The following is an 18,965-nucleotide window of genomic DNA, read 5'->3' on the forward strand; positions in this document are numbered from 1 at the left end:
CCCCTACCGCTGCCGCCGAATCCTCGCGGCCACAATGAATCGCGCAATCGCGAGGGCGACGATCACCGGGAAGGCGATCGCTCCTGTGACGATCCGCTGGTGCGTGTCGCCGAACACGGCGGCAACAGTCGCGATCATCGCCGCAGCGGTCAGGAGCCAGTAGATCCACGCGAACGCACCCGTCTTGACCGCGTTGCGGAACGGGTCCCCCGTCCGCTTCGATTCGTCGATGGGCATCGAATTCACCGTCCTCTAGGCGTAGCAGCGAAGGTACACATTGTGGAAGTTGTTCGGAAGCGGATAGCTCGCCCAGAGGGTTCCGAAGCACTGGCCGGTGTTCCGCGCGATGTTCGCCTGCGCCCACCCGCCGATCACCGCAGCAGTACACAGCACGACAGCCGGCCCGGTAACACCGCACACCACTCCCGCGTTCAGTGCGTTATCGGCTAACTGCGCCGTCTCGCGCTTGGTCAGTTCGAGCGTGCAGAAGAGTCCGCTGCACGCCACCCGAGGGTCCGCGACGACCGGGTATGCGGCCCCGCGGTGCTCCACCCGTTGGGTCAGAACGTCTCCGTTCACGCTGTACGAGGTTCGGAGCTGCCGACCGTAGGCGTCGACCGCCCACGCTGGAGAGAGCATGGTGACGACATCGCCTGCCGCGTCCTTCACCAATACCCGTCCTCCCACCAACTCCAGAATCGCCGGATGCCCGTTGGCCTCGAACTCGAAAGCATAGGAATCGGGCGCCGAGGCATCGTTGATGACGACATACCCGGCGTCCGCCGCCGTCGCTGTGCCCGTCAGAGCGACGCTGTGCGACCGAGACTCCGAATACACGAGGGCGCGTCCGCTCGGAGACAGCACCCCCTCGTGGTCGGAGTGTGGACGAAACGCCACTTCTCCTGCCCCGTCGCGCACGACGAGACCGCGCTCCGCATCCAGTGATCCGGAGGGAGTCGGCGCCTGATCGCTGCGCCCCATTCGCTGAGAAGCCAACAACCCCAAATCATCGAGTGCGTGTTCCGCTAACACGACATCGTCGGGGACGAACGAGGCCGCGGCAGGCGCCGAGAAGCCGACGCCGGTGACCAGAGCGAAGGCAACGGTCATGCCCACAGCCGACCGGCGCCATTGGCGGAATCGAGACGTCATATCAAGTCCCTCGTTCGCGGCCGGACGCTACGCTGCGCTGCTTCAAGCCGTGCCGTCTACATTAGTTCGATACGCCAGATTCATTACGTTAAATTTTAGAATCCTTTTTCCCCTCATGCCGGCCTCGGCGGCTCGCTCGACCGCGTACGGCAGGCTCTCACCAAGGGGCGCTAAGCTCTCAGGCAGCGTCCGGCGTTCTTCTGGCCGTTTCTTCGCAGCGATCCGCTGCCGAACGGACATTCACCGCACACTTCAGCCCACCAGCGCTCGCCCGGCATCGCCGCCGCCGACCGCATCCAGGGCAGCTCAGCTCGCGCGCACCGTCGATACGGTTCGCGCATCCACCGTCCGCGTCGTCACCGGCGCGGTCGACGGGTCGCATCGCGTGGCCCGCAACACGAATAAAAGGGAATGACGATATGGCCACCGGCACCGTCAAATGGTTCAACTCCGAAAAGGGATTCGGGTTCATCGCGCCCGATGACGGCACGAAGGATGTTTTCGCGCACCACAGCGCGATCGTCGGCGGCAACGCCGGACACCGCAACCTCGAAGAGAACCAGAAGGTCGAGTTCGACACCGCGAACGGCCCCAAGGGCCCGCAGGCGGAGAACATCCGCGCCCTCTAGGGTTTCGCGCTTCGGGCGCGGGCGGGACGGCTCAGCCGTCCTTCCCGTCGCCTACTGCTCGCCCGGCTCCCAGCGCCACAGCTCGCGCTGGGCGAGCAGTGCAAGCTCGCGGAGCACGTCGAGATCCGTCTCCGACTCCGCAGGGTCCCTCGCCGTCCGGCCGAAGACGCAGATCGCGCCGATGCGCGTCCCGTCCGGCGCCTCCACCGGATATCCGGCGTAGAAGCGCAGGTGCGCGGGCCCGGTCACCATGTCGTTCTCCGCGAACCGCGGATCCTCTTCCGCGTTCGGGATGACCATGCCGTCGTCGGTGGCGATCGTGTACACGCACACCGACTCCTCCAGCGGGAACTCGGTCAGTTGCGTGCCGCTCGACGCCAGATGCCACTGCTTCTCGTCGTCGAGCACCGAGAACAGCGCGATGTCCGACTGCAGGGTGCGGCGGGCGGTGCCGACGATCCCGTCGAGGCGCGCATCCGGGCCCCGCTCGTGGAGCCGCAGCCTCGCGATGGCGTCCACCCTGTCTTCCGCGGGCGCCGGCGGGATGGGGCTGATCACGTCGGCGACGTCCGGGGCGATCACGTCGGCGATCTGCCGCGCCCAGAACAGGTAGTCGGCCGGGGTGCGGTGGCGGGCGCTGTCGTTGTGCGGCGGTGCGGCCAGCGGGACGAACACGGCCAGGTCGGTGTCGGCGCACACCGCGGCCGCCCGCCTGTTCAGGTCGGTCGCCGACCGCTGCACGATGTCGCCGTACTCGTTGTCGTACGGCCGCACCGAACGGATCGGCTGACTCCCGAGCCACACCACGACACCCTGCGACCGCGACCGGATGTGGTCGAGCGCCGACCGCATCCTGCCCTCCCAGCGCACGGGGTCCGCCCGGTGCAGCGCGTCCGTCATGGTCACACTGACGACGATCGCCGCATACCGGGACAGGTCGGCGTCTGCGAGCGTCGACCGCAGCGTGCGCACGCCGATGTCCGCGCCGGCGAGCACGTCGACGACGACGCCCCGCCCGGTGGTCGCGGCCATCGCGCGGGCGAGGGCGCCCGGCAGCGCGAGGTCGTGACTGCCCACGCCCCAGCCGGCGGCCGGGCCGGAGCCGACGACGAGCATCCGGATGCTGTCGCGTCCAGAGGCGTACGCCTGCGGTGCATCCATCGGCCGGATGGTGCGCGACCGTGCGGAGGCGACGCGCCACAACCACAGCCGCGACGCGAGATCGCGCAGCGGCGCCGGAAGCGAATCGACCTGCACCCTCCGACGGTAGCCCGCGAATGCATGCGTTGCGAGTGGATGCCCCGCCGACACGCTGGCCTGCTCATGCGTGCGTGGCGAGTGGATGCGCGCCCGCCACGGCAGCCCGTCCGCTACGACCGGCCGACGCTGCGACCGGCCGGCGCTACGGTCGCCCGCTACGGCAGGATGTGCCCCGCCGTCGTGAACAGGCGGTACCACTCCTCGCGGGTGAGCGGCACGTCGCTTCCGGCCGCGGAGTCGAGCAGGTGGTGCACGTTCGTGGTGCCGAGCACGACCTGCATGTTGGCGGGGTGCCTGGTGATCCAGGCGACGGCGATGGCGGCGGGCTGCACGTCGTACTTCGCCGCGAGCCCGTCGATCACCTCGTTCAGTTCGGCGTAGTTCTCGCGGTCGCCGAGGAAGACGCCGTCGAAGAAGCCCTTCTGGAACGGGGACCAGGCCTGCAGGGTGATGTCGTTGAGGCGGCTGTAGTCGAGGATGCCGTTGTCGCGGTCGATGGACTGGTCGAGGGCGGCCATGTTGGCGGCGATGCCCTGGGCGATCAGCGGGGAGTGGGTGATGCTGAGCTGCACCTGGTTGACCACGATCGGCTGGCGCACAGAACGCTTGAGCAGTTCGATCTGGCCGGGGGTCTGGTTGGAGACGCCGAAGTTGCGGACCTTGCCGGACTCGAACAGCTCGTCGAAGGCGGCGGCGACCTCGTCCGGCTCGACCAGCGTGTCCGGGCGGTGCAGGAGCAGCAGGTCGAGGTAGTCGGTCTTGAGAGCGGAGAGGGACTCGTCGACGGTGGTCAGGATGTGCTCGCGGGAGAAGTCGAAGTAGCCGTCCCTGATGCCCACCTTCGACTGGATCTGCACCTGGTCGCGCTCCGACGCCGGAATGGCCCCCGCGTCCCCGAACCGCGTCTCGCAGCCGTGCCGCACATCGCCGTAGATGTCGGCGTGGTCGAACATGGTGATCCCCGCATCCCTGGCCGACCGCACCAGGCTGCGGATCTGCTCGTCGTCGAGCGGGGTGATCCGCATCAGGCCGAGGATGATGTTCGAGGTTTCGACGGTGGTGTTCGGAAGGGTGAAAGTCTTCATGGGCCTATTCTGCTCCCACCACCGGATGCGCGCTCCCGCCACCGGATGCATGAGTACGGTCCGCGCGCAACCCCTATACCCCCCGCGGGGAACGGCCTACCGTTCGTGATCCGACGTCGACGGAGGACCCATGACGATTTCCCACGCAGACCAACGCGCGTGCGACCGCTTCCGCGCGGAGACCCACCTCGAGGCGCGCCCGGCAGCCGCGCCCTGCTACATCGTGCACGCTCTCGGCCGCGACTTCCGCGTGAGCGACGAGATGGCGCGCATCTTCCTGCGCCAGGTCGAGCGCGTGCTCGAAACGGACAGCTCGGCACTCGTCGTGCTGCGCCACCAGCACGGCGTCGAGCTGCTGCTCGTGCGCGACGACAACGCGTTCTCGATCCGGCAGGAAAGCACGGTCGAGGCGACGAGGGAGGCGCACGCGCTGACCGCGTGACCTCTCCGGATCACGTGCTCGCCGACTCGGCGAGCCGGGATTCAAGGCGGTCGAGGGCGTCCTTGCCGGTCGCCCAGTCTCCGATCCCGCTGGCGGAGTTGATGTGCCCGATGCTGCCCGCCACAAGGAGACCACTCCCCCAGCCGTCCGCCAGCTCGTCAACCCTCCGGCGGTCGCAGTACGGGTCGTCCGCGCTCGCGACCACCACGCTCGCACACGGCAGCCGGTGCTCTCGGAGAGAGACGAAGGTCGGAGCATCCCGAGCAGGGAACGCCTCACCCGCCGGATCCGGCGGCGCAACGAAGAACGCCCCGATCGGCCGCTCGACGGGTGCATGGCGCAGCCACTCGGACACGGCCCAGCAGCCGAGGCTGTGCGCGACCAGCGCGATCCCGTCGACCCGCGGCTCGATGGCGCGCACGGCTCGCTCGATCGCGGTGACCCAGTCACCGAGCTCCGGATGCGACCACGACACCGGCTCGATGCGGACGGCATCAGCACCCCACTGCTGCTGCCACCGCGTCTGCCAGTGCGTTGCGTCGGAGCCCCCGATACCGGGAACGATCACGTGACCGATCACCTGCCACCCCGTCTTCCATCCGCCCCGACCGGCGATCGGAGTTCTCGTAACCCAGCATGATGGCAGATGACCCCGATGCAGGGCGTGCGTGGCGAGTGCGCCCGGGTCACTCGCGCGCGAGCAGCGCCTGCAGCGGCCCCGGCACCCGCTCCGCCGGGAGCGCCAGCACGAGGGCACGCCCGTAGTGCTCCTTGCGCCCGGACGTCGTGCCGAGGAACCGGTGCAGCTGCTGCTCCACCGGGCGGAGGCGTTGCGCGGGCTGCTGCTGGAACATCCGGAACAGCCGCAGATCGCCCTCGCCGGCCAGCACCTCCTCGACGCCGCGGACGCCGAGGGCGCCGATCAGCTCGCCCTCCAGATCGGGGTGGCAGACGTGGATGTCGGAGGCGCGCATCCCCGCCCAGTGGAAGAACCGCACCTCGCCGGCGTCGCACAGGCCGCGGAGCGCCACGCCCATCCCGTTCGGTCCGAGCATGGCCACGAACCTGCGGATGCTCATCGCACCGCCCATCGGAAGCACGGCCCAGCCCTCGCCCGGCAGCTCCCTGCCGTGCAGTTCGGCGAGCGCCTCGACCGCTGCCCGGTCACTCGCCCCCTCGACCAGGATGGCGGTGTCGATGCCGCCGCCGCCAACCGGAGGGGGCGCGACGGGAGGGGGCGCGACGCCTGCCGCCCACGCTGACACGGCGTGCTCGAACGCACGCACCTCTGCGGTGCGCGAGCCACCCTCCGAGGGCCGGACGCTCGACGGCTCCGTCACGCAGCCATTCTGGCACCGTGCCCCCTTCCCATCGACGGCGGGGCGCGTACGGTGCGTGGAACAACCACCACGGAGAGGACGACGATGAAGGTAATCATTTTCCTGGCAGGCGCGGCCGTTGGCTTCGTGCTCGGGTCCCGGTCAGGGCGCAAGACCTACGACACCATCAAGCGTCAGGTCAGCGGGTTCACGCACTCCGACCCTGTTCAGCAGGTGAAGGGCGACGTCCGCGACCTCGCAGGCAAGGCGGCGTCCGAACTCGGCGACCGCGCGAGCGACCTGGTCGACAAGGCCAGCGGCAAGCTCGACGACATCACCGGCAAGAGCAGCAGCTCCAGCACGGGCAGCACCAGCACGGGCAGCACGAGCACCAGCGGGGCGTAGTCGCGCGGCGCTCAGGCGCGCGGGCGCTCAGGCGCCCTGCGGCGGGTCCGTCAGCAGGCCGACCCGCTCGGCGAGATACCCGTCGAACGCGACGGCATCGGCATCCGGTGTCGTCGCGTTCCAGCGCACCAGGGCGCGTCCGTCGCGTACGAACACGGGGCCGGTGGATGCGCGCAGGCTCGCCGCATCCAGGTCGATGATCGCCGCGTCGTAGTTGACGGCCTCTCCGTCCGGGAAGTGCCCGCGTTGCGCCGCTGCCCGGTACGCGCGCCTCGTCTCGGCGGACTGCGACTGGTACGCGGGCCGCCCGGGCGCGGTGGCGCGGATGATCGCCCCTGTCGCGCGCAGCACGCCCTGCCTGTCGAGCAGCAGCACGCCCAGCCGCCACACCCGGCCCACCGGCCGCAGCACAGGCTCGCGGGTGATGAGCAGCTTCCGGTGCCTCGGCACGAACTCGGCCAGCGCCTCGTCGCGCGCGCCCGCCGCATCCAGTCGTCGCACCGCCTCGGCGAGCGTCGACCGGATGAGCGTCACCGCTGCGTCGTCCCCGCTCGTCTGCTCCACGCAACGAGAATACTCAGCAGGCCGAGAGTCCAGCCCGCCGAACGCTCAGTCCAGCGGCCAGAGCTCCCGCACCTCGATGCGGCCGAACCGCGCCATCGGATGCCGCGATGCCAGGTCGACGGCGGCGTCCATCGAGTCGCAGTCGATGACGTCGTAGCCCGCCACCCACTCCTTGGTCTCGGCGAACGGGCCGTCCGTCACGTAGAGCCTGCCGCCGCGCACGCGGACGGTCTTCGCCTCCTCGATGGGGCGCAGGCGGTCGCCCTCCGGCTCCCTGCCGCGCGCATCCACCTCGGCGATCCAGTCGGCGATGGTGTCCTCGCTCTCGCGGTACGGTTCGCCGTCGAGCGCGGTGGTGATCAGAAACAAGTAGCGCATTCCGTGCCTCCTGAAGGGTGACGTTACGGTACTGCGTCGAACGGGACGGCCGGATTTCGACGTATGGTGGCCTCACCCCGACAGGAACAGGAAGAGCATGGTCGCCCACGTCACCCCGCGCCTCGAACAGCAGCTGCGCGACATCTTCGACAAGCGGGACAGGCAGAACATGCAGCCGACCATCGACGCCTTCCTGGAGGTGCTCGCCGAGAACCCAGGCAACGCGTACGTGCTGTACGACGTCGGCGGCTCGTACGACACCGCCGGCGAGGAGGAGACGGCGCTCGGCTACTACGAGCAGGCGATGGATGCCGGGCTCACCGGGGACACGCTCCGCCGCTGCCTGCTGCAGTACGGCAGCACGCTGCGGAACCTGGGCAGGTTCGACGAGTCGCTCGCGGCCCTCGAGCAGGCGCTCGCGCTGTACCCGAAGTCCAAGTCTGTGCGGATGTGGCACGCGCTCTCTCTGCACGCGGCCGGGCGCAGCGACGCGGCGGTGGCCGAGCTGATGGAGCTGGCCGTCGACCACATCCGGACGGAGGACCTGCTGCGCTACGAGGCGGCGATCCGCGGCAACGCAGAGTACCTGCACTCGCTCGACCGCGGCTGACGGTGCGCGGAGCGCGCAGCGGCGCGGCTACGCCAGCAGCGCCGCGATCAGCAGCAGGGCGGGCACCGCGAACAGCGTCGTGAGCAGCACCACGTCCCGCGCCAGGGTCATCCCGCGCTCGTAGCGGGCGGCGAAGTTGTAGACGTTCTGGGCAGCGGGCAGTGCGGCGAGCGCGACGGCGGCGAACAGCGCGTGCCCGTGCATCCCGAACCCGAGCCAGGCGACCAGGAACGCGATCAGCGGCATGACCGCCGCCTTGATGACCGAGGCGGTGAGGATCTCGATCCTGCCGTGGTCGGCGTGCAGCGGGCGTGAGCCGTGCAGCGACATTCCGAACGCCATCAGCACCAGGGGCACGGCGGCCCCGCCGAGCAGCACGAACGGCTGGAACACCGCATCCGGCAACCGGAGGCCGCTGAGGTTGATCAGGATGCCGAGCACCGAGGCGATGATCATCGGGTTGCGGACCGGCTGCGTGAGGATGGAGCGCACGGACACCGACGAGCGCGAGGTGATGTCGAGCACGGTGAGGGCGATCGGCGCGAACACGATCAGCTGCAGCAGCAGCACCGGAGCGACGTATGTCGCACTGCCCAGCACGTAGACGGCCACGGGCAGGCCGATGTTGTTGGCGTTGACGTACCCGGCTCCGAGCGCGCCGATGGTGGTCTCAGCCGCCCCTCGCCGGAAGAAGAGGCGCGAGAGCAGCACGAACAATCCGGCGGCGGAGATGGCGGCGACCCCGGAGATGAGCAGCTGCGCGGAGAACACGACGTGCAGGTCTGCCCTGGCCAGGGTGACGAACAGCAGCGCGGGGTTGGTGACGAAGAAGGCGATCCTGTTGAGGACGAACGACGCCTGCGGCCCGCCGATGCCCAGCCGCCCTGCCAGGTAGCCGACGGCGATCACGAACGCGATGATCGCGAACCCGATCACCACTCCGCCCATCCCTCCACCATACGGCCGTTGCCGTCCGTTGCCTTTCGGCACGTGCTGGCGCGAGGGGCGGCAACGGCCGCCGCGAAAGAAACGTAAAATGTCTGCACGTGACTCAAACGCGCAAGCTTTCTGTGCTCGTCCTGGCCGGCATGGTCGTCGGCTCGATGGTCGGGGCCGGCGTGTTCTCGCTGCCTGGGACGTTCGCCGGGGCGACCGGCGCGATCGGCGCCATCGTCGCGTGGGCCATCGCCGGCGCCGGGATGCTCACGCTCGTGTTCGTCTTCCAGCGGCTGGCTGTGCGGAAGCCGGCGCTCGACTCCGGCATCTACGCGTACGCCAAGGCCGGGTTCGGCGACTACGTCGGGTTCTTCTCCGCGTTCGGCTACTGGGCGAGTGGATGCGCGGGGAACGTCACGTACTGGTTGCTCATCGGCTCGACCATCGGCGCCCTGTTCCCGGCGTTCGGGGCGGGGAACACCGTGCTTGCCGTCGCCGTGTCGACGGTGGGCGTGTGGGGGTTCTTCCTGCTGATCCGGCGCGGGGTGCCGCAGGCGGCGTTCATCAACACCATCGTGGCCGTCGCCAAGGTGGTCCCGCTGGTGATCTTCCTCGTGATCGTCGTGGCCATCGGCTTCAACTGGGACACCTTCACGCTCAACCTGTGGGGCACGGGAAGCCCGGATGCGTCGTCGCTGTTCGGGCAGATCCAGAAGACGATGCTGCTGACCGTCTTCGTGTTCCTCGGCGTCGAGGGCGCGTCCGTGTACTCCCGCTACGCGAAGAGCCGCCGCGACGTCGGCCGCGCCACGCTGCTCGGGTTCCTCAGCGTGCTGTGCCTGTTCGTGCTCATCACGGTGCTGTCGTTCGGTGTCGCTCCGCGGGCGGAGATCGGCGGGATGCGCGAGCCGTCCGTCGCGAGCGTGCTGCAGGTGATCGTCGGGCCGTGGGGGTACACGCTGATCAGCGTCGGTCTCGTGGTCTCGGTGCTCGGCGCATACCTGTCCTGGACGCTGATGGCGTCCGAGGTGCTGTTCACCTCGGCGAAGAACGAGGACGCTCCCCGCTTCCTGGCGGCGGTGAGCAGGCGCGGCGTCCCGGTGGCCGCGCTGGTGCTGACGACCCTGCTGGTTCAGGCGCTGCTGATCGTGACGCTGTTCTCGGAGAACGCCTTCCAGTTCATGCTGAGCCTGTGCAGCTCGCTCGCGCTCATCCCGTATGTGCTGACGGCCGGGTACGCGCTGAAGCTCGAGACGCGGGCCGGCGACGATCCGGGCGGTCGCAGCCGCCGCGGGCTGACGGTGGCGATCATCGCGACCGTCTACACGCTGTTCCTGATCGTCGCCGCCGGGCCGGGCTACCTGCTGCTGACGTTCATCATCTACGCCCCGGGCACGCTGCTGTTCGTCGCGGCGCGGCGGGAACGCGGCCTGCGGGTGTTCCGGCCGTTCGAGGCGGTGCTCTGCGTCCTGGCCGTGTTGCTGGCGGTCGCGGCGATCGTCTCGCTCGCGGCCGGCTGGATCACGATCTAGGGAGCGTCACCCGAGATCCACGGCCGAGCGGCCGCGCCCCGAGACCCGGACCGCGACGGCGATCATCAGCAGCACGACCGCCGCTGCGATGGCCGTGATGGCGACGGGCGCGGACTCCAGCGTGCCGGTGAGCCGGGACACGCCGATCCAGGCGAGGCCCCACGCGCTCGCGATGGCGGGCGTCAGCCTGCCGCGGTCCCAGATCGCCAGGGCGGGGCCGAGGATGGCGGCGACCACCACGAGCGCCATGCCCCAGGCGTGCGGGCTCCAGCCGAAGCCGTCGAAGCCGGCGGCGACGAGCAGGCTGGTGACGTTGGCGACCGTCGCGACCATCACCCAGCCGAGGTAGAGGCCGGTGGCGCCGTCGAACAGGATCGCGTCGGCCGTCGTTCCGCCCGGGATGCGCTGCAGCAGCACGAACGCCACGATCAGCACCACGAGCAGCGCGGCGATGAGCACCGCGGAGAGGGCGAGCATCCCGAACTGCACGCTCAGGATCCAGGCGGCGTTGAGGAGCAGCGAGGCGAGCATCCAGTATCCGATGCGGCGCTGGCGGGTCTTGGCGGCCTGCGACGGGAGCGCCTGCCAGATGGCGTAGCCGAGGAGGCCGAGGTAGATCACCGACCAGATCGAGAAGGCGGGGCCCGCCGGGGAGAGCATGGTGGCGTCTGCGCTGAGCGCTCCGCCCGCCGCCTTCTGGATGGGGGTGCCTCCCGCCGCTCCCGAGCCGACGAACGCGCCGATCACGGCGAGGACGGCGCCGACGACCACGGCGACCTGGCGCACCCGGTCGGCGGCGACAGGTCGGGTCGCGGTGGCGGCGTCGGTGACAGCGGTGGTCGACATGCCGGTCACGATATCCCTAGCCCGGCTAGATATCAACGGGACGACGTGGCCACCACGACGGTCGTGTCGTACTCGTCGGACGCGACCGTGCGCACCAGCAGCCCGGCCTCCTCGAACAGCGCGGCCGTCCGGGCCGCCTGCTCGCCGCTCGTCTCGATCAGCAGCGAACCGCCGGGAGCCAGCCACGCACCGGCCTCAGCCGCGACGCGACGCTGCACGGCTAGCCCGTCGGCGCCTCCGTCGAGCGCGACGGCCGGCTCGTACAGGCGAGCCTCCGGAGGCATCAACGCGATGGCCTCGGTCGGGACGTACGGCGCGTTCACCGCGAGCACATCCACCCGCCCGCGCAGGGAGACGGGGAGCGCGTCGAACAGGTCGCCCTCGTACACCGTGCCCCTCGGCTCGATGTTCTCCCGCGCACAGCGCACGGCCGCCGGCTCGATGTCGCAGGCGACCAGCTCGACGCCGTCTCCGACTCTGGATGCGATGGCAGCGCCGATCGCACCGGCGCCGCAGCAGAGGTCGAGCACCACCGCATCCGGGGCCGCGAGTGCCACCGCCTGCTCCACCAGGAACTCGGTGCGATGCCTGGGCACGAAGACACCGGGGGCCACCCGGATGCGCAGGCCGCAGAACTCCGCCCAGCCGATCAGCGGCTCCAGCGGAAGGCCGGAGACCCGCTTGGCGACCAGGTCTTCCAGCTGGTCGGCGTCCATGGCCGCCTCCGCGATGAGGCGCGCCTCGTCCTCGGCGAACACGCATCCCGCCGCGCGGAGACGGGCGACGATGGCGGGATCCGGATGGGGGTCTGTCACGCTCGTCATGCTAGCTCGCGCGACAGAATCCCGAACCGGGCGTCGGCACAAGACCTTGACCTGACCGGCTCAGGCGGTATGGATGGTCTATGAAACGCATCCACTATGCGAGCGGGTCCATGGTGACCGGTGACGCGATCGCCGACGTGATACTGCGTTACGCCGCGGCACTGGCGGAGCATCGGACGGCTGCGGAGCTGTCGGTGCCTGCTGTCGGAGAGGACGGGGCGGTCACCGAGGTGCTGCTCGTGCTCGGTCCGGCCAGCCAGATCCTCGCGGAGCACCTGCCGGGGGCAGACGAATTCGTGGACGAGGAGTTCGTGGACTCGTTCGAGAAGAAGGTGGCAGCGCTGGGCACCAAGGCCGGGTTCGTCACGAAGGGAACGGAAGAGTCGGACGACCTCGACTTGGACTATCTCTGATGCCGAGTTTCCTGGCAGCTTCCGAAAGTTCTCCCGATGCACTGGCGCATCCGGAAACGCCGCGTACTATCACGACGAGATAGCTAAGGACACGGGAGAGGGCATGCAGGTGTTCCACGTCTACATCGACGACCTCCGGTTCACCTTCGTCGACCGTGCTCCCGTGGAGGAGCTGAAGAGCAGTGTCGTCAAGGCGAGCCGATCCGATGGTGATTTCATTCAGATCACCCAATCGAGCAGGCCGCCCAGCGAGGTGTTCGTCACGGCGCAGACGAAAGTCAGGATTGAGACGGCCACCATCCCGCGCGATCCGGGAGACGGCGGGTCGGACGACGACGACGCCTTCTGGTTCGACTTCGACTCGCTGAACTGAGCGACACCGCACCCGACATGATCTCGCTCTGGCGCGACGTCGCCGCTCCCATCCCCACCGATCCCTTCGTGGAGGGCGGCGAGTACGACAGCGTGATCGTCGGCGCAGGACTCACCGGCCTCACCACCGCCCTGCTGCTGGCCAGGCACGGGATGCGCGTCGCCGTGCTCGAAGCGCGCACCGTCGGCGCTGTGACCACCGGCAACACCACCGGCAAGGTCAGCCTGCTGCAGGGCACGACGCTCTCGCAGATCCGCCGCCACACCACGGACAAGGTGCTCTGCGCGTACGTGGACGCCAACACCGCCGGTCAGGGCTGGCTGCTCGACTATCTGGACCAGCGGAGCATCCCGTACGACGTCCGCGACGCGTACACGTACGCGACGACACTGGATGGCCGCGACAAGCTCGACGCCGAACTCTCCGCCGCCCGCGTCGCCGGGCTGGCGGCGACGGAGGAGCGCGGCTGCGAGCTGCCCTTCGCCGTCGAGGCCGCACTGCGGCTGCCCGCGCAGGCGCAGGTGGACCCGATGGCACTGCTCGCGTCGCTCGCCGCCGACGTGCGGGCGCTCGGCGGCGTGATCGTCGAAGGGGAGCGGGTGACCGGCGTCTCGGCGAGCGAACCCGCGGTGGTGACCAGCACCTCCGGCACGACGCGCGCGGGCAACGTGGTGCTGGCCAGCGGAACGCCCATCCTGGATCGCGGGCTCTACTTCGCCAAGACGGAACCGTTGCGCTCGTACATCACGGCGTTCCGGGTGCCCGGCGAACTGCCGCGCGGGATGTACCTCTCGGCCGACGAGCCGACGAGGTCGCTGCGCACGGCGGGATCGCCCGACGGCGAACTGCTGTTGGTCGGCGGAAACGGGCACGTCGCCGGTCGCGCGGAGTCGCCGGCGGCTCTCGTCGCCGATCTGACGGCGTGGACGGAGACGACGTTCCCCGGAGCGGAGCGCACGCACTGGTGGGCGGCACAGGACTACCGCTCGGCCAACCAGGTGCCGTTCGTCGGCTGGCTGCCGCGCGGACGCGGGCGCGTGTTCCTCGCGACCGGATACAACAAGTGGGGCATGACGAACGGCGTCGCCGCCGCGCTCAGCCTCACCGCAGACCTCACGGGCGAGACCATCGAGTGGGCCCGCGTGCTGCACCACAGGGTCACGCACCCCATCGACATCGCGACCGGCGCCGTCTTCAACGCGGGGGTCGGCAAGGCGGCCGTCACCCAGTGGGCGGAAGCGGAGACGGGCGAACAGCTCCCGGTGGATGCTCCCCCTCCCGCCGAAGGGACGGGCGTGGTCGGCCGTCGGGGCGCTGCGCCCGTCGCCGTCTCGACGGTGGACGGCGTCACCTGCGCCCTCTCCGCCGTGTGCACCCACCTCGGCGGCGTCGTGCGCTGGAACGACGCCGAACTGTCCTGGGACTGCCCGCTGCACGGCTCCCGCTTCGCACCGGACGGCACCGTGCTCGAGGGTCCGGCCACGTCGGCCCTGAAACCCGTGGATGACGCCGAGCCCGCGGGAGAGTAGTCACAGCGGTCTGTCCGGCAGTAGGGTCGCGGCATGACTATTCCCAACGACGACAGCACGCCGGAACAGCCCACCGGCGGAAATGTTCCTCCTGCGCCGGACGCCGGAGGGGCTGTCCCGCCTGTTCCGCCCGCACCTCCCGCCTCCCCTGTTCCGCCGGCCGCGCCCGTCGAGCAGACGCCGCCGACCCAGGCTCCCGGGTATCCGTCCGCTGCAGCATCCGGTGGCTTCCCGGCATATTCGGCCGCGCCTTCCGCACCGGCTCCCGCCGCACCGACCGAGCCGCCGTCGCAGATCACCATCGCGTTCTGGCTGTACATCGCCGCGGCCGTGCTCAGCGTGATCAGCGGTATCGTCACGGCGATCTCCGTGTCGGCCAACCGCGACACGATCCTGCAGCAGATCACCGACAGCCTGGCGAAGTCGCAGACCAACGGAGCGAAGCTCGACCCGAACACCCTGACGGACGCCGCCATCACGTTCGGCATCGTCTGGGCGGTCGTCACCCTGATCTTCTGGGCGCTCGTCTTCGTGCTGTTCGCGGTCTTCATGCGCCGCGGCCGCAACTGGGCGCGCATCGTCCTGACCGTCCTCACCGTGATCTCGCTGCTGAACCTCGGCGGCCTGTACTTCATCGGCGGCGTGCAGGTGATCGCGGCGATCGTCGCCACGATCCTGATCTGGCTGAAGCCCGCATCGCAGTACTTCGCTGCGGTGAAGGCGTCCCGCGCCCCGCGCGCCTAGGTCCCATCGACCCGGAGACGGCGCCAGGCGACCTGCGTCAGGCGGCCGTCTCCGCGTCGGCGGGGGCGTGCTCGTCGACGGTGCGCGCGTTCGTCAGAGTGAGCGCGCCGATCCCCGCGATCAGGCCGACGGCGACCGCGAGGATGCCGAAGATGATCTGCTCGCCGTCGAAGTACGACGCGACCAGCTGGTGACTCCACGCACCGCTCGGCAGAGTGGTGGTGACGAGCACGGCGATGAGCGTTCCGACGACCGCGGTGCCGATGCTCGTGCCGACCTCCTGCGCTGCGTCGTTCATCGCAGCGCCCATCGACGTGCGGTTCTCGGGCATCGCCCCGACGAGGGCCACCGCGCAGATGGTCATCACGGTGCGGAGGCCGATCGTCATCACGATCATGGAGAGCGCGACGGCCACGTAGTTCTGCTGGACGCTCCACGCCATCATGCCGAGACCCACCGCCAGGAGCAGCGCACCCACGAAGCAGGCCATCCGGTGGCCGAGGCGACGCACCAGCAATTCGGTGAGCGGTGTCGCGAAGATCATCGTCAGGATGATCGGCAGGTTCGCCAGCCCCGCCATCAGGGGCGTCCACCCCCACGCGTACTGGAAGTGCAGCACCAGAGCGAACATGACGCCGGACATGGCGAGCGAGGTGCCGATCTGGGCGATGGCCGCCCCCCGGACGGTGCCGCCGCGGAAAAGCGACAGGTCGAGCATCGGCGCTGCCGCCCGGCGCTCGCGCACGATGAACAGGACGAGGGATGCGACCGCACCGAGCGCGACCGCGATCGTGGCCGGCGACAGCCACCCGTTCTGCACTCCGCTCGTGAGGGTGTAGCAGGCGAGGCCGATCGTCAGGATGCTGAGGACGGCCCCCGGCACGTCGAGCTTGTCCTTCGTGAGACCGTCTGCCGTGTCCGGCGCGACTCCGAAGTGCACGCCGAGACAGGCGATGAGAGCGATCGGCGCGTTCACGAGCAGCAGCCACTGCCAGGACAGGTGCGCGAGCACGGTGCCCGCCAGCAGCGGCCCGAGGACGAAGCCCGACATGCCGACGACCATCATCAGAGTGATCGCGCGCATCCGGAGCTTCTCGTCGTCGAACAGCCGGAACACGAGTGAGTTGGTGATGGGAGCCATCGCCGCCGCGGCGACGCCGAGCAGCGCACGCAGCGCGATGAGCTCACCGGTGCTCGTGACCAGCAGCACCCCGAGGCTCAGCAGACCGAACAACCCCAAGCCCACCTGCAGCACCCGGCGACGCCCGAAGCGGTCCGCGATCGACCCGGCGGTCAGCAGCAGTCCGCCGAAGGTCAGCGAGTACGCCCCCGTGATCCACTGCAGCGATGTCGTGTCGCCTCCGAGGCTGCGGGCGATCGTCGGGAGGGCGACCGACAGCAGGGTGTTGTCGACCATCTCGACGAAGAAGGCGAGGCAAAGCGCGGCGAGGGGGATCCAGGCCGCCTTCATGGACACGTAGCTGCGGGATGTGGTGATGGATTCGGTGCTCATAGCGACTCCAGTATCGAACGGTGTTCGAGTCTCGAACACCGTTCGATAGAATAGAACAGTGTTCGATAAACTGCAAGGGGCAGGTCGACTGTGATGGGATGGGTGGCATGAGCAGCACACAGCGAGACGCGGAGCCGCGCGCACGGCGCCACACGGCTTCGCAGCGTCCCCGTGCTTCGCTGTCCCTCGAGTCCGTGCTGACCGAAGCCGTGGCGATCCTGGACGAATCCGGCGCACAGGGGCTCACCATCCGCGCCCTCGCCTCCCGGCTCGGTGGCGGCCCGGCGAGCGTGTACTGGTACGTGTCAGGACGCGACGAACTCCTCGACCTCGCGGCCGACTCGGTTCTCGCCGGCGTGCTGGAAGACGTGGCCGACGTGTCCTCCGCAGATCCGATCGCCGAACTGCGCGCCGTCGCCCACGCGCTGTTCGACACCATCGCCGACCGCCCCTGGCTCGGCGCATACGCCATGCGCGACACCGGGCGCCAGGTCCACTCGCTGATGCTCTACGAGCGAATCGGCGAACAGGTCATGCGACTCGGCCTCACCGCGCGGCAGAGCTTCTACGCCGCATCCGCCGTCGTCGGTTTCGTGATCGGCACCGCCGCCGACATGGGCCAGGAACTGCCGGACGCCGTCATCTCAGGCGAACTCGACCAGCGGCAGTACCTGGCCGAGGCGACCGGACAATGGCGCGCGCTCGACCCCGCGGAGTATCCGTTCATCCACTACATCGTCGACGAGTTCGCCGTGCACGAAGACCGCGATCAGTTCCGCGCCGGCCTCGACTTGCTGCTGGCCGGGCTCGAACTCCAGGCGGGGCGCGGGGCAGGGTCGGCCGGCTAGGCGATCTCGCCCGAGGCACTCGACACCCTGCTTTCCGAGGTCTACCGTGGGCGCCGGTCGTCGTCATGGTCGACCGCAAAAGAAAGCAGGTAACGGAAAATGAACATTCTGCTCATCGTGATCGCGATCGTCGCGATCGTGCTCCTGTTCACCGGCGGATTCGTGCAGGCCCTCAACTGGCTGCTCTGGGTGGGAATCATCCTCCTGGTGTTCGCCATCATCGTGTGGCTGGTTCGCATGATCAGCGGTCGGCGTTCCGTCTAGAACCACCGAACGTCCAAGGGCTCCGGATGCACCCGCATCCGGAGCCCTTCGCCGTTCCAGGGCCATTGCCGGGGAGGCGGTGGCGGGGTAGCGTGCGCGGCGACAACGGATCAGACGGAAGGGGCGGTCGATGCCTGGGCGCAACGAACCGGAACTGAAAGACCAGAAGCTCTACGAAGAACTCCGCAAGGAGGGCAACTCGAAAGAGAAGTCGGCGCGCATCTCGAACGCCGCAGCGGCCCGCGGGCGCTCGTCCGTCGGCAAGAAAGGCGGAGAGTCCGGGTCGTACGACGACTGGACGGTGCCCGACCTCAAGAAGCGCGCCAAAGAGCTCGGCCTCAGCGGCTACTCGAAGAAGACCAAGAAGGAACTGATCAGCGCGCTCCGCAACCACTGACCGAGCGCCCGCCCGCGTCGTACACTCACGGCATGGACCTGCGCGAGGTGGCCGACGAGCTCTACGCGCTGCCCGCGGCCGAGTTCACCGCATCCCGCAACGCGGCGGCAGGGAAGGCGGGCACGCCGCTCGCCGCGGACATCCGCGGGCTGCGCAAGCCGTCGGCAGCCGCGGCCGCCGTCAACGCGCTGGTGCGCGAGCATCCGGATGTGGTCGACGCCATCCTCGACGTCGGCGACCGGATGCGCGAAGCATTCGCCGAACGCGACCGCACCGCCATCCGCGAACTCACCGGCGAGCGGCAACGGCTGCTGCAGAAGGCGACGAGCAGCGCCGGCACCGCAAGCCCCGCCGTGCTGCGCGAGGTGGAGGACACGCTGCAGGCCGCTGTCATCGACGCCGCGGCGGCCGCGGCGGTGCGCAGCGGGCTGCTGGTGCGGTCGCTGGAGTCGACCGGGGTGGACCAGGTCGACGTGTCGGACGCGGTGGCGCTGCCGGTGGACGTGGAGGCGGCGACCGTCGCCCACACCGCCCGGAAGACGACCCGCGCCGCCGCGAACGCACCCGCCCACGCCGAGCCGACGGAGACGCCGAGCGAACGCCGGGAACGGGAGCGGCGCATCCGGACGGCGGAGAAGGCGCTCGAACGGGCGCGCACCGATGCGGACGCCCTCGACGACGAGCTGGACGAGGAGGTCGACAGGCGCACCGACCTCGAAGCCGAACGGGATGCGCTCGCCCGGCGGCTGGAACGCACCCAGGACGAGCTCGCGGAGTCGCGGGCGGCCGAGCGGGAGCTGCGGAGGAGGATCACGCAGGCGCAGGCGGCGCTGCGGGAGGCGGAGAAAGCAGTGAGGGCCGCGCGGGACTGAGCGGGCGTGCGTGCGCGTGCCGGTGCCGGG

General features: G+C 69.5%; 25 protein-coding genes. 13 read left to right on the top strand and 12 right to left on the bottom strand.

All coding sequences use genetic code 11. The features are described 5' to 3' along the window. Positions 1-3: 3 nt before the first annotated feature. Together ACN6M5_RS12755 and ACN6M5_RS12760 are read right to left on the bottom strand one after the other, a co-directional pair. Positions 4-237: a hypothetical protein gene (locus ACN6M5_RS12755; protein WP_434950379.1), complete on the bottom strand. Its 234-nt coding sequence runs from the start codon at positions 235-237 to the stop codon at positions 4-6. Between the two features lie 15 nt (positions 238-252). After that, positions 253-1,110: a hypothetical protein gene (locus ACN6M5_RS12760; RefSeq protein ID WP_434950381.1), complete on the bottom strand. Its 858-nt coding sequence runs from the start codon at positions 1,108-1,110 to the stop codon at positions 253-255. 461 nt (positions 1,111-1,571) lie between these two features. Between ACN6M5_RS12760 and ACN6M5_RS12765 the strand changes: the two genes are divergently transcribed. Then, entirely contained in the window at positions 1,572-1,781 is a 210-nt protein-coding gene (locus ACN6M5_RS12765; protein ID WP_085368377.1) for a cold-shock protein, read from the top strand. A 51-nt stretch (positions 1,782-1,832) separates the two neighbouring features. On the opposite strand, the gene ACN6M5_RS12770 is transcribed toward ACN6M5_RS12765, so the two are convergent. Together ACN6M5_RS12770 and ACN6M5_RS12775 are read right to left on the bottom strand one after the other, a co-directional pair. Further along, positions 1,833-3,038 (bottom strand): hypothetical protein, encoded by a 1,206-nt coding sequence (locus tag ACN6M5_RS12770; RefSeq protein WP_434950383.1) that lies wholly within the window; start codon positions 3,036-3,038, stop codon positions 1,833-1,835. A 158-nt stretch (positions 3,039-3,196) separates the two neighbouring features. After that, entirely contained in the window at positions 3,197-4,126 is a 930-nt protein-coding gene (locus tag ACN6M5_RS12775) for an aldo/keto reductase (RefSeq protein WP_434950385.1), read from the bottom strand. Between the two features lie 130 nt (positions 4,127-4,256). Here ACN6M5_RS12775 and ACN6M5_RS12780 point away from each other — a divergent pair, with 130 nt between their 5' ends. Beyond that, positions 4,257-4,568, top strand: a complete 312-nt coding sequence (locus tag ACN6M5_RS12780) for a TetR family transcriptional regulator (RefSeq protein ID WP_085368379.1) — start codon at positions 4,257-4,259, stop codon at positions 4,566-4,568. A gap of 10 nt (positions 4,569-4,578) precedes the next feature. On the opposite strand, the gene ACN6M5_RS12785 is transcribed toward ACN6M5_RS12780, so the two are convergent. After that, positions 4,579-5,148: an RBBP9/YdeN family alpha/beta hydrolase gene (locus tag ACN6M5_RS12785; RefSeq protein WP_434950388.1), complete on the bottom strand. Its 570-nt coding sequence runs from the start codon at positions 5,146-5,148 to the stop codon at positions 4,579-4,581. A gap of 106 nt (positions 5,149-5,254) precedes the next feature. Further along, complete coding sequence (locus ACN6M5_RS12790) at positions 5,255-5,908, bottom strand: TOPRIM nucleotidyl transferase/hydrolase domain-containing protein (protein ID WP_434950390.1); 654 nt, start codon at positions 5,906-5,908, stop codon at positions 5,255-5,257. 84 nt (positions 5,909-5,992) lie between these two features. Between ACN6M5_RS12790 and ACN6M5_RS12795 the strand changes: the two genes are divergently transcribed. Further along, positions 5,993-6,292 (top strand): hypothetical protein, encoded by a 300-nt coding sequence (locus tag ACN6M5_RS12795; protein ID WP_434950392.1) that lies wholly within the window; start codon positions 5,993-5,995, stop codon positions 6,290-6,292. A gap of 27 nt (positions 6,293-6,319) precedes the next feature. Here ACN6M5_RS12795 and ACN6M5_RS12800 read toward each other — a convergent pair whose 3' ends face one another. Then, positions 6,320-6,856 (bottom strand): hypothetical protein, encoded by a 537-nt coding sequence (locus tag ACN6M5_RS12800; RefSeq protein ID WP_434950394.1) that lies wholly within the window; start codon positions 6,854-6,856, stop codon positions 6,320-6,322. 45 nt (positions 6,857-6,901) lie between these two features. After that, positions 6,902-7,234 (bottom strand): YciI family protein, encoded by a 333-nt coding sequence (locus ACN6M5_RS12805; RefSeq protein WP_434950396.1) that lies wholly within the window; start codon positions 7,232-7,234, stop codon positions 6,902-6,904. A 97-nt stretch (positions 7,235-7,331) separates the two neighbouring features. On the opposite strand from ACN6M5_RS12805, the gene ACN6M5_RS12810 reads away from it, so the two are divergent. Continuing rightward, on the top strand, positions 7,332-7,844 hold the full coding sequence (locus ACN6M5_RS12810; protein WP_434950398.1) for a tetratricopeptide repeat protein: 513 nt from the start codon (positions 7,332-7,334) through the stop codon (positions 7,842-7,844). A gap of 27 nt (positions 7,845-7,871) precedes the next feature. Here the strand turns inward: ACN6M5_RS12810 and ACN6M5_RS12815 are convergent, their stop codons facing one another. Beyond that, a complete protein-coding gene (locus ACN6M5_RS12815; protein ID WP_434950400.1) occupies positions 7,872-8,792 on the bottom strand; it encodes an AEC family transporter in 921 nt (306 codons plus the stop codon). Between the two features lie 98 nt (positions 8,793-8,890). On the opposite strand from ACN6M5_RS12815, the gene ACN6M5_RS12820 reads away from it, so the two are divergent. Then, complete coding sequence (locus tag ACN6M5_RS12820; RefSeq protein ID WP_434950402.1) at positions 8,891-10,312, top strand: basic amino acid/polyamine antiporter; 1,422 nt, start codon at positions 8,891-8,893, stop codon at positions 10,310-10,312. A 6-nt stretch (positions 10,313-10,318) separates the two neighbouring features. On the opposite strand, the gene ACN6M5_RS12825 is transcribed toward ACN6M5_RS12820, so the two are convergent. Together ACN6M5_RS12825 and ACN6M5_RS12830 are read right to left on the bottom strand one after the other, a co-directional pair. Next, entirely contained in the window at positions 10,319-11,158 is an 840-nt protein-coding gene (locus ACN6M5_RS12825; RefSeq protein ID WP_434950404.1) for a TspO/MBR family protein, read from the bottom strand. 32 nt (positions 11,159-11,190) lie between these two features. Continuing rightward, positions 11,191-11,982 carry a putative protein N(5)-glutamine methyltransferase gene (locus ACN6M5_RS12830; protein ID WP_434950406.1) on the bottom strand — a complete coding sequence of 264 codons (792 nt, stop codon included), beginning with the start codon at positions 11,980-11,982 and terminating at the stop codon, positions 11,191-11,193. Between the two features lie 80 nt (positions 11,983-12,062). On the opposite strand from ACN6M5_RS12830, the gene ACN6M5_RS12835 reads away from it, so the two are divergent. The 4 genes from ACN6M5_RS12835 to ACN6M5_RS12850 all read left to right on the top strand — a co-directional run bounded on the left by ACN6M5_RS12835 (position 12,063) and on the right by ACN6M5_RS12850 (position 15,041). Continuing rightward, positions 12,063-12,395, top strand: coding sequence for a hypothetical protein (locus ACN6M5_RS12835; protein WP_434950408.1), 333 nt, complete (start codon positions 12,063-12,065; stop codon positions 12,393-12,395). 103 nt (positions 12,396-12,498) lie between these two features. Further along, positions 12,499-12,768 (top strand): hypothetical protein, encoded by a 270-nt coding sequence (locus ACN6M5_RS12840; protein WP_085367301.1) that lies wholly within the window; start codon positions 12,499-12,501, stop codon positions 12,766-12,768. A gap of 17 nt (positions 12,769-12,785) precedes the next feature. Next, on the top strand, positions 12,786-14,297 hold the full coding sequence (locus ACN6M5_RS12845; RefSeq protein WP_434950410.1) for an FAD-dependent oxidoreductase: 1,512 nt from the start codon (positions 12,786-12,788) through the stop codon (positions 14,295-14,297). A gap of 33 nt (positions 14,298-14,330) precedes the next feature. Next, on the top strand, positions 14,331-15,041 hold the full coding sequence (locus ACN6M5_RS12850) for a hypothetical protein (protein ID WP_434950412.1): 711 nt from the start codon (positions 14,331-14,333) through the stop codon (positions 15,039-15,041). A 37-nt stretch (positions 15,042-15,078) separates the two neighbouring features. Here ACN6M5_RS12850 and ACN6M5_RS12855 read toward each other — a convergent pair whose 3' ends face one another. Then, a complete protein-coding gene (locus tag ACN6M5_RS12855; RefSeq protein WP_434950414.1) occupies positions 15,079-16,554 on the bottom strand; it encodes an MFS transporter in 1,476 nt (491 codons plus the stop codon). 107 nt (positions 16,555-16,661) lie between these two features. On the opposite strand from ACN6M5_RS12855, the gene ACN6M5_RS12860 reads away from it, so the two are divergent. The 4 genes from ACN6M5_RS12860 to ACN6M5_RS12875 all read left to right on the top strand — a co-directional run bounded on the left by ACN6M5_RS12860 (position 16,662) and on the right by ACN6M5_RS12875 (position 18,935). Beyond that, on the top strand, positions 16,662-17,402 hold the full coding sequence (locus tag ACN6M5_RS12860) for a TetR/AcrR family transcriptional regulator (RefSeq protein WP_434950416.1): 741 nt from the start codon (positions 16,662-16,664) through the stop codon (positions 17,400-17,402). Positions 17,403-17,501: 99 nt separating this feature from the next. Then, positions 17,502-17,666: a cytochrome c-type biogenesis protein gene (locus ACN6M5_RS12865; protein WP_143465476.1), complete on the top strand. Its 165-nt coding sequence runs from the start codon at positions 17,502-17,504 to the stop codon at positions 17,664-17,666. 130 nt (positions 17,667-17,796) lie between these two features. Further along, complete coding sequence (locus tag ACN6M5_RS12870) at positions 17,797-18,063, top strand: DUF7218 family protein (protein ID WP_168690627.1); 267 nt, start codon at positions 17,797-17,799, stop codon at positions 18,061-18,063. A gap of 32 nt (positions 18,064-18,095) precedes the next feature. Beyond that, positions 18,096-18,935 (top strand): hypothetical protein, encoded by an 840-nt coding sequence (locus ACN6M5_RS12875; RefSeq protein WP_434950419.1) that lies wholly within the window; start codon positions 18,096-18,098, stop codon positions 18,933-18,935. The last annotated feature ends 30 nt before the right edge of the window (positions 18,936-18,965 follow it).

The sequence above is a fragment of the Leifsonia araucanica genome, assembly GCF_051161895.1.
Taxonomy (GTDB): Bacteria; Actinomycetota; Actinomycetes; order Actinomycetales; family Microbacteriaceae; genus Leifsonia.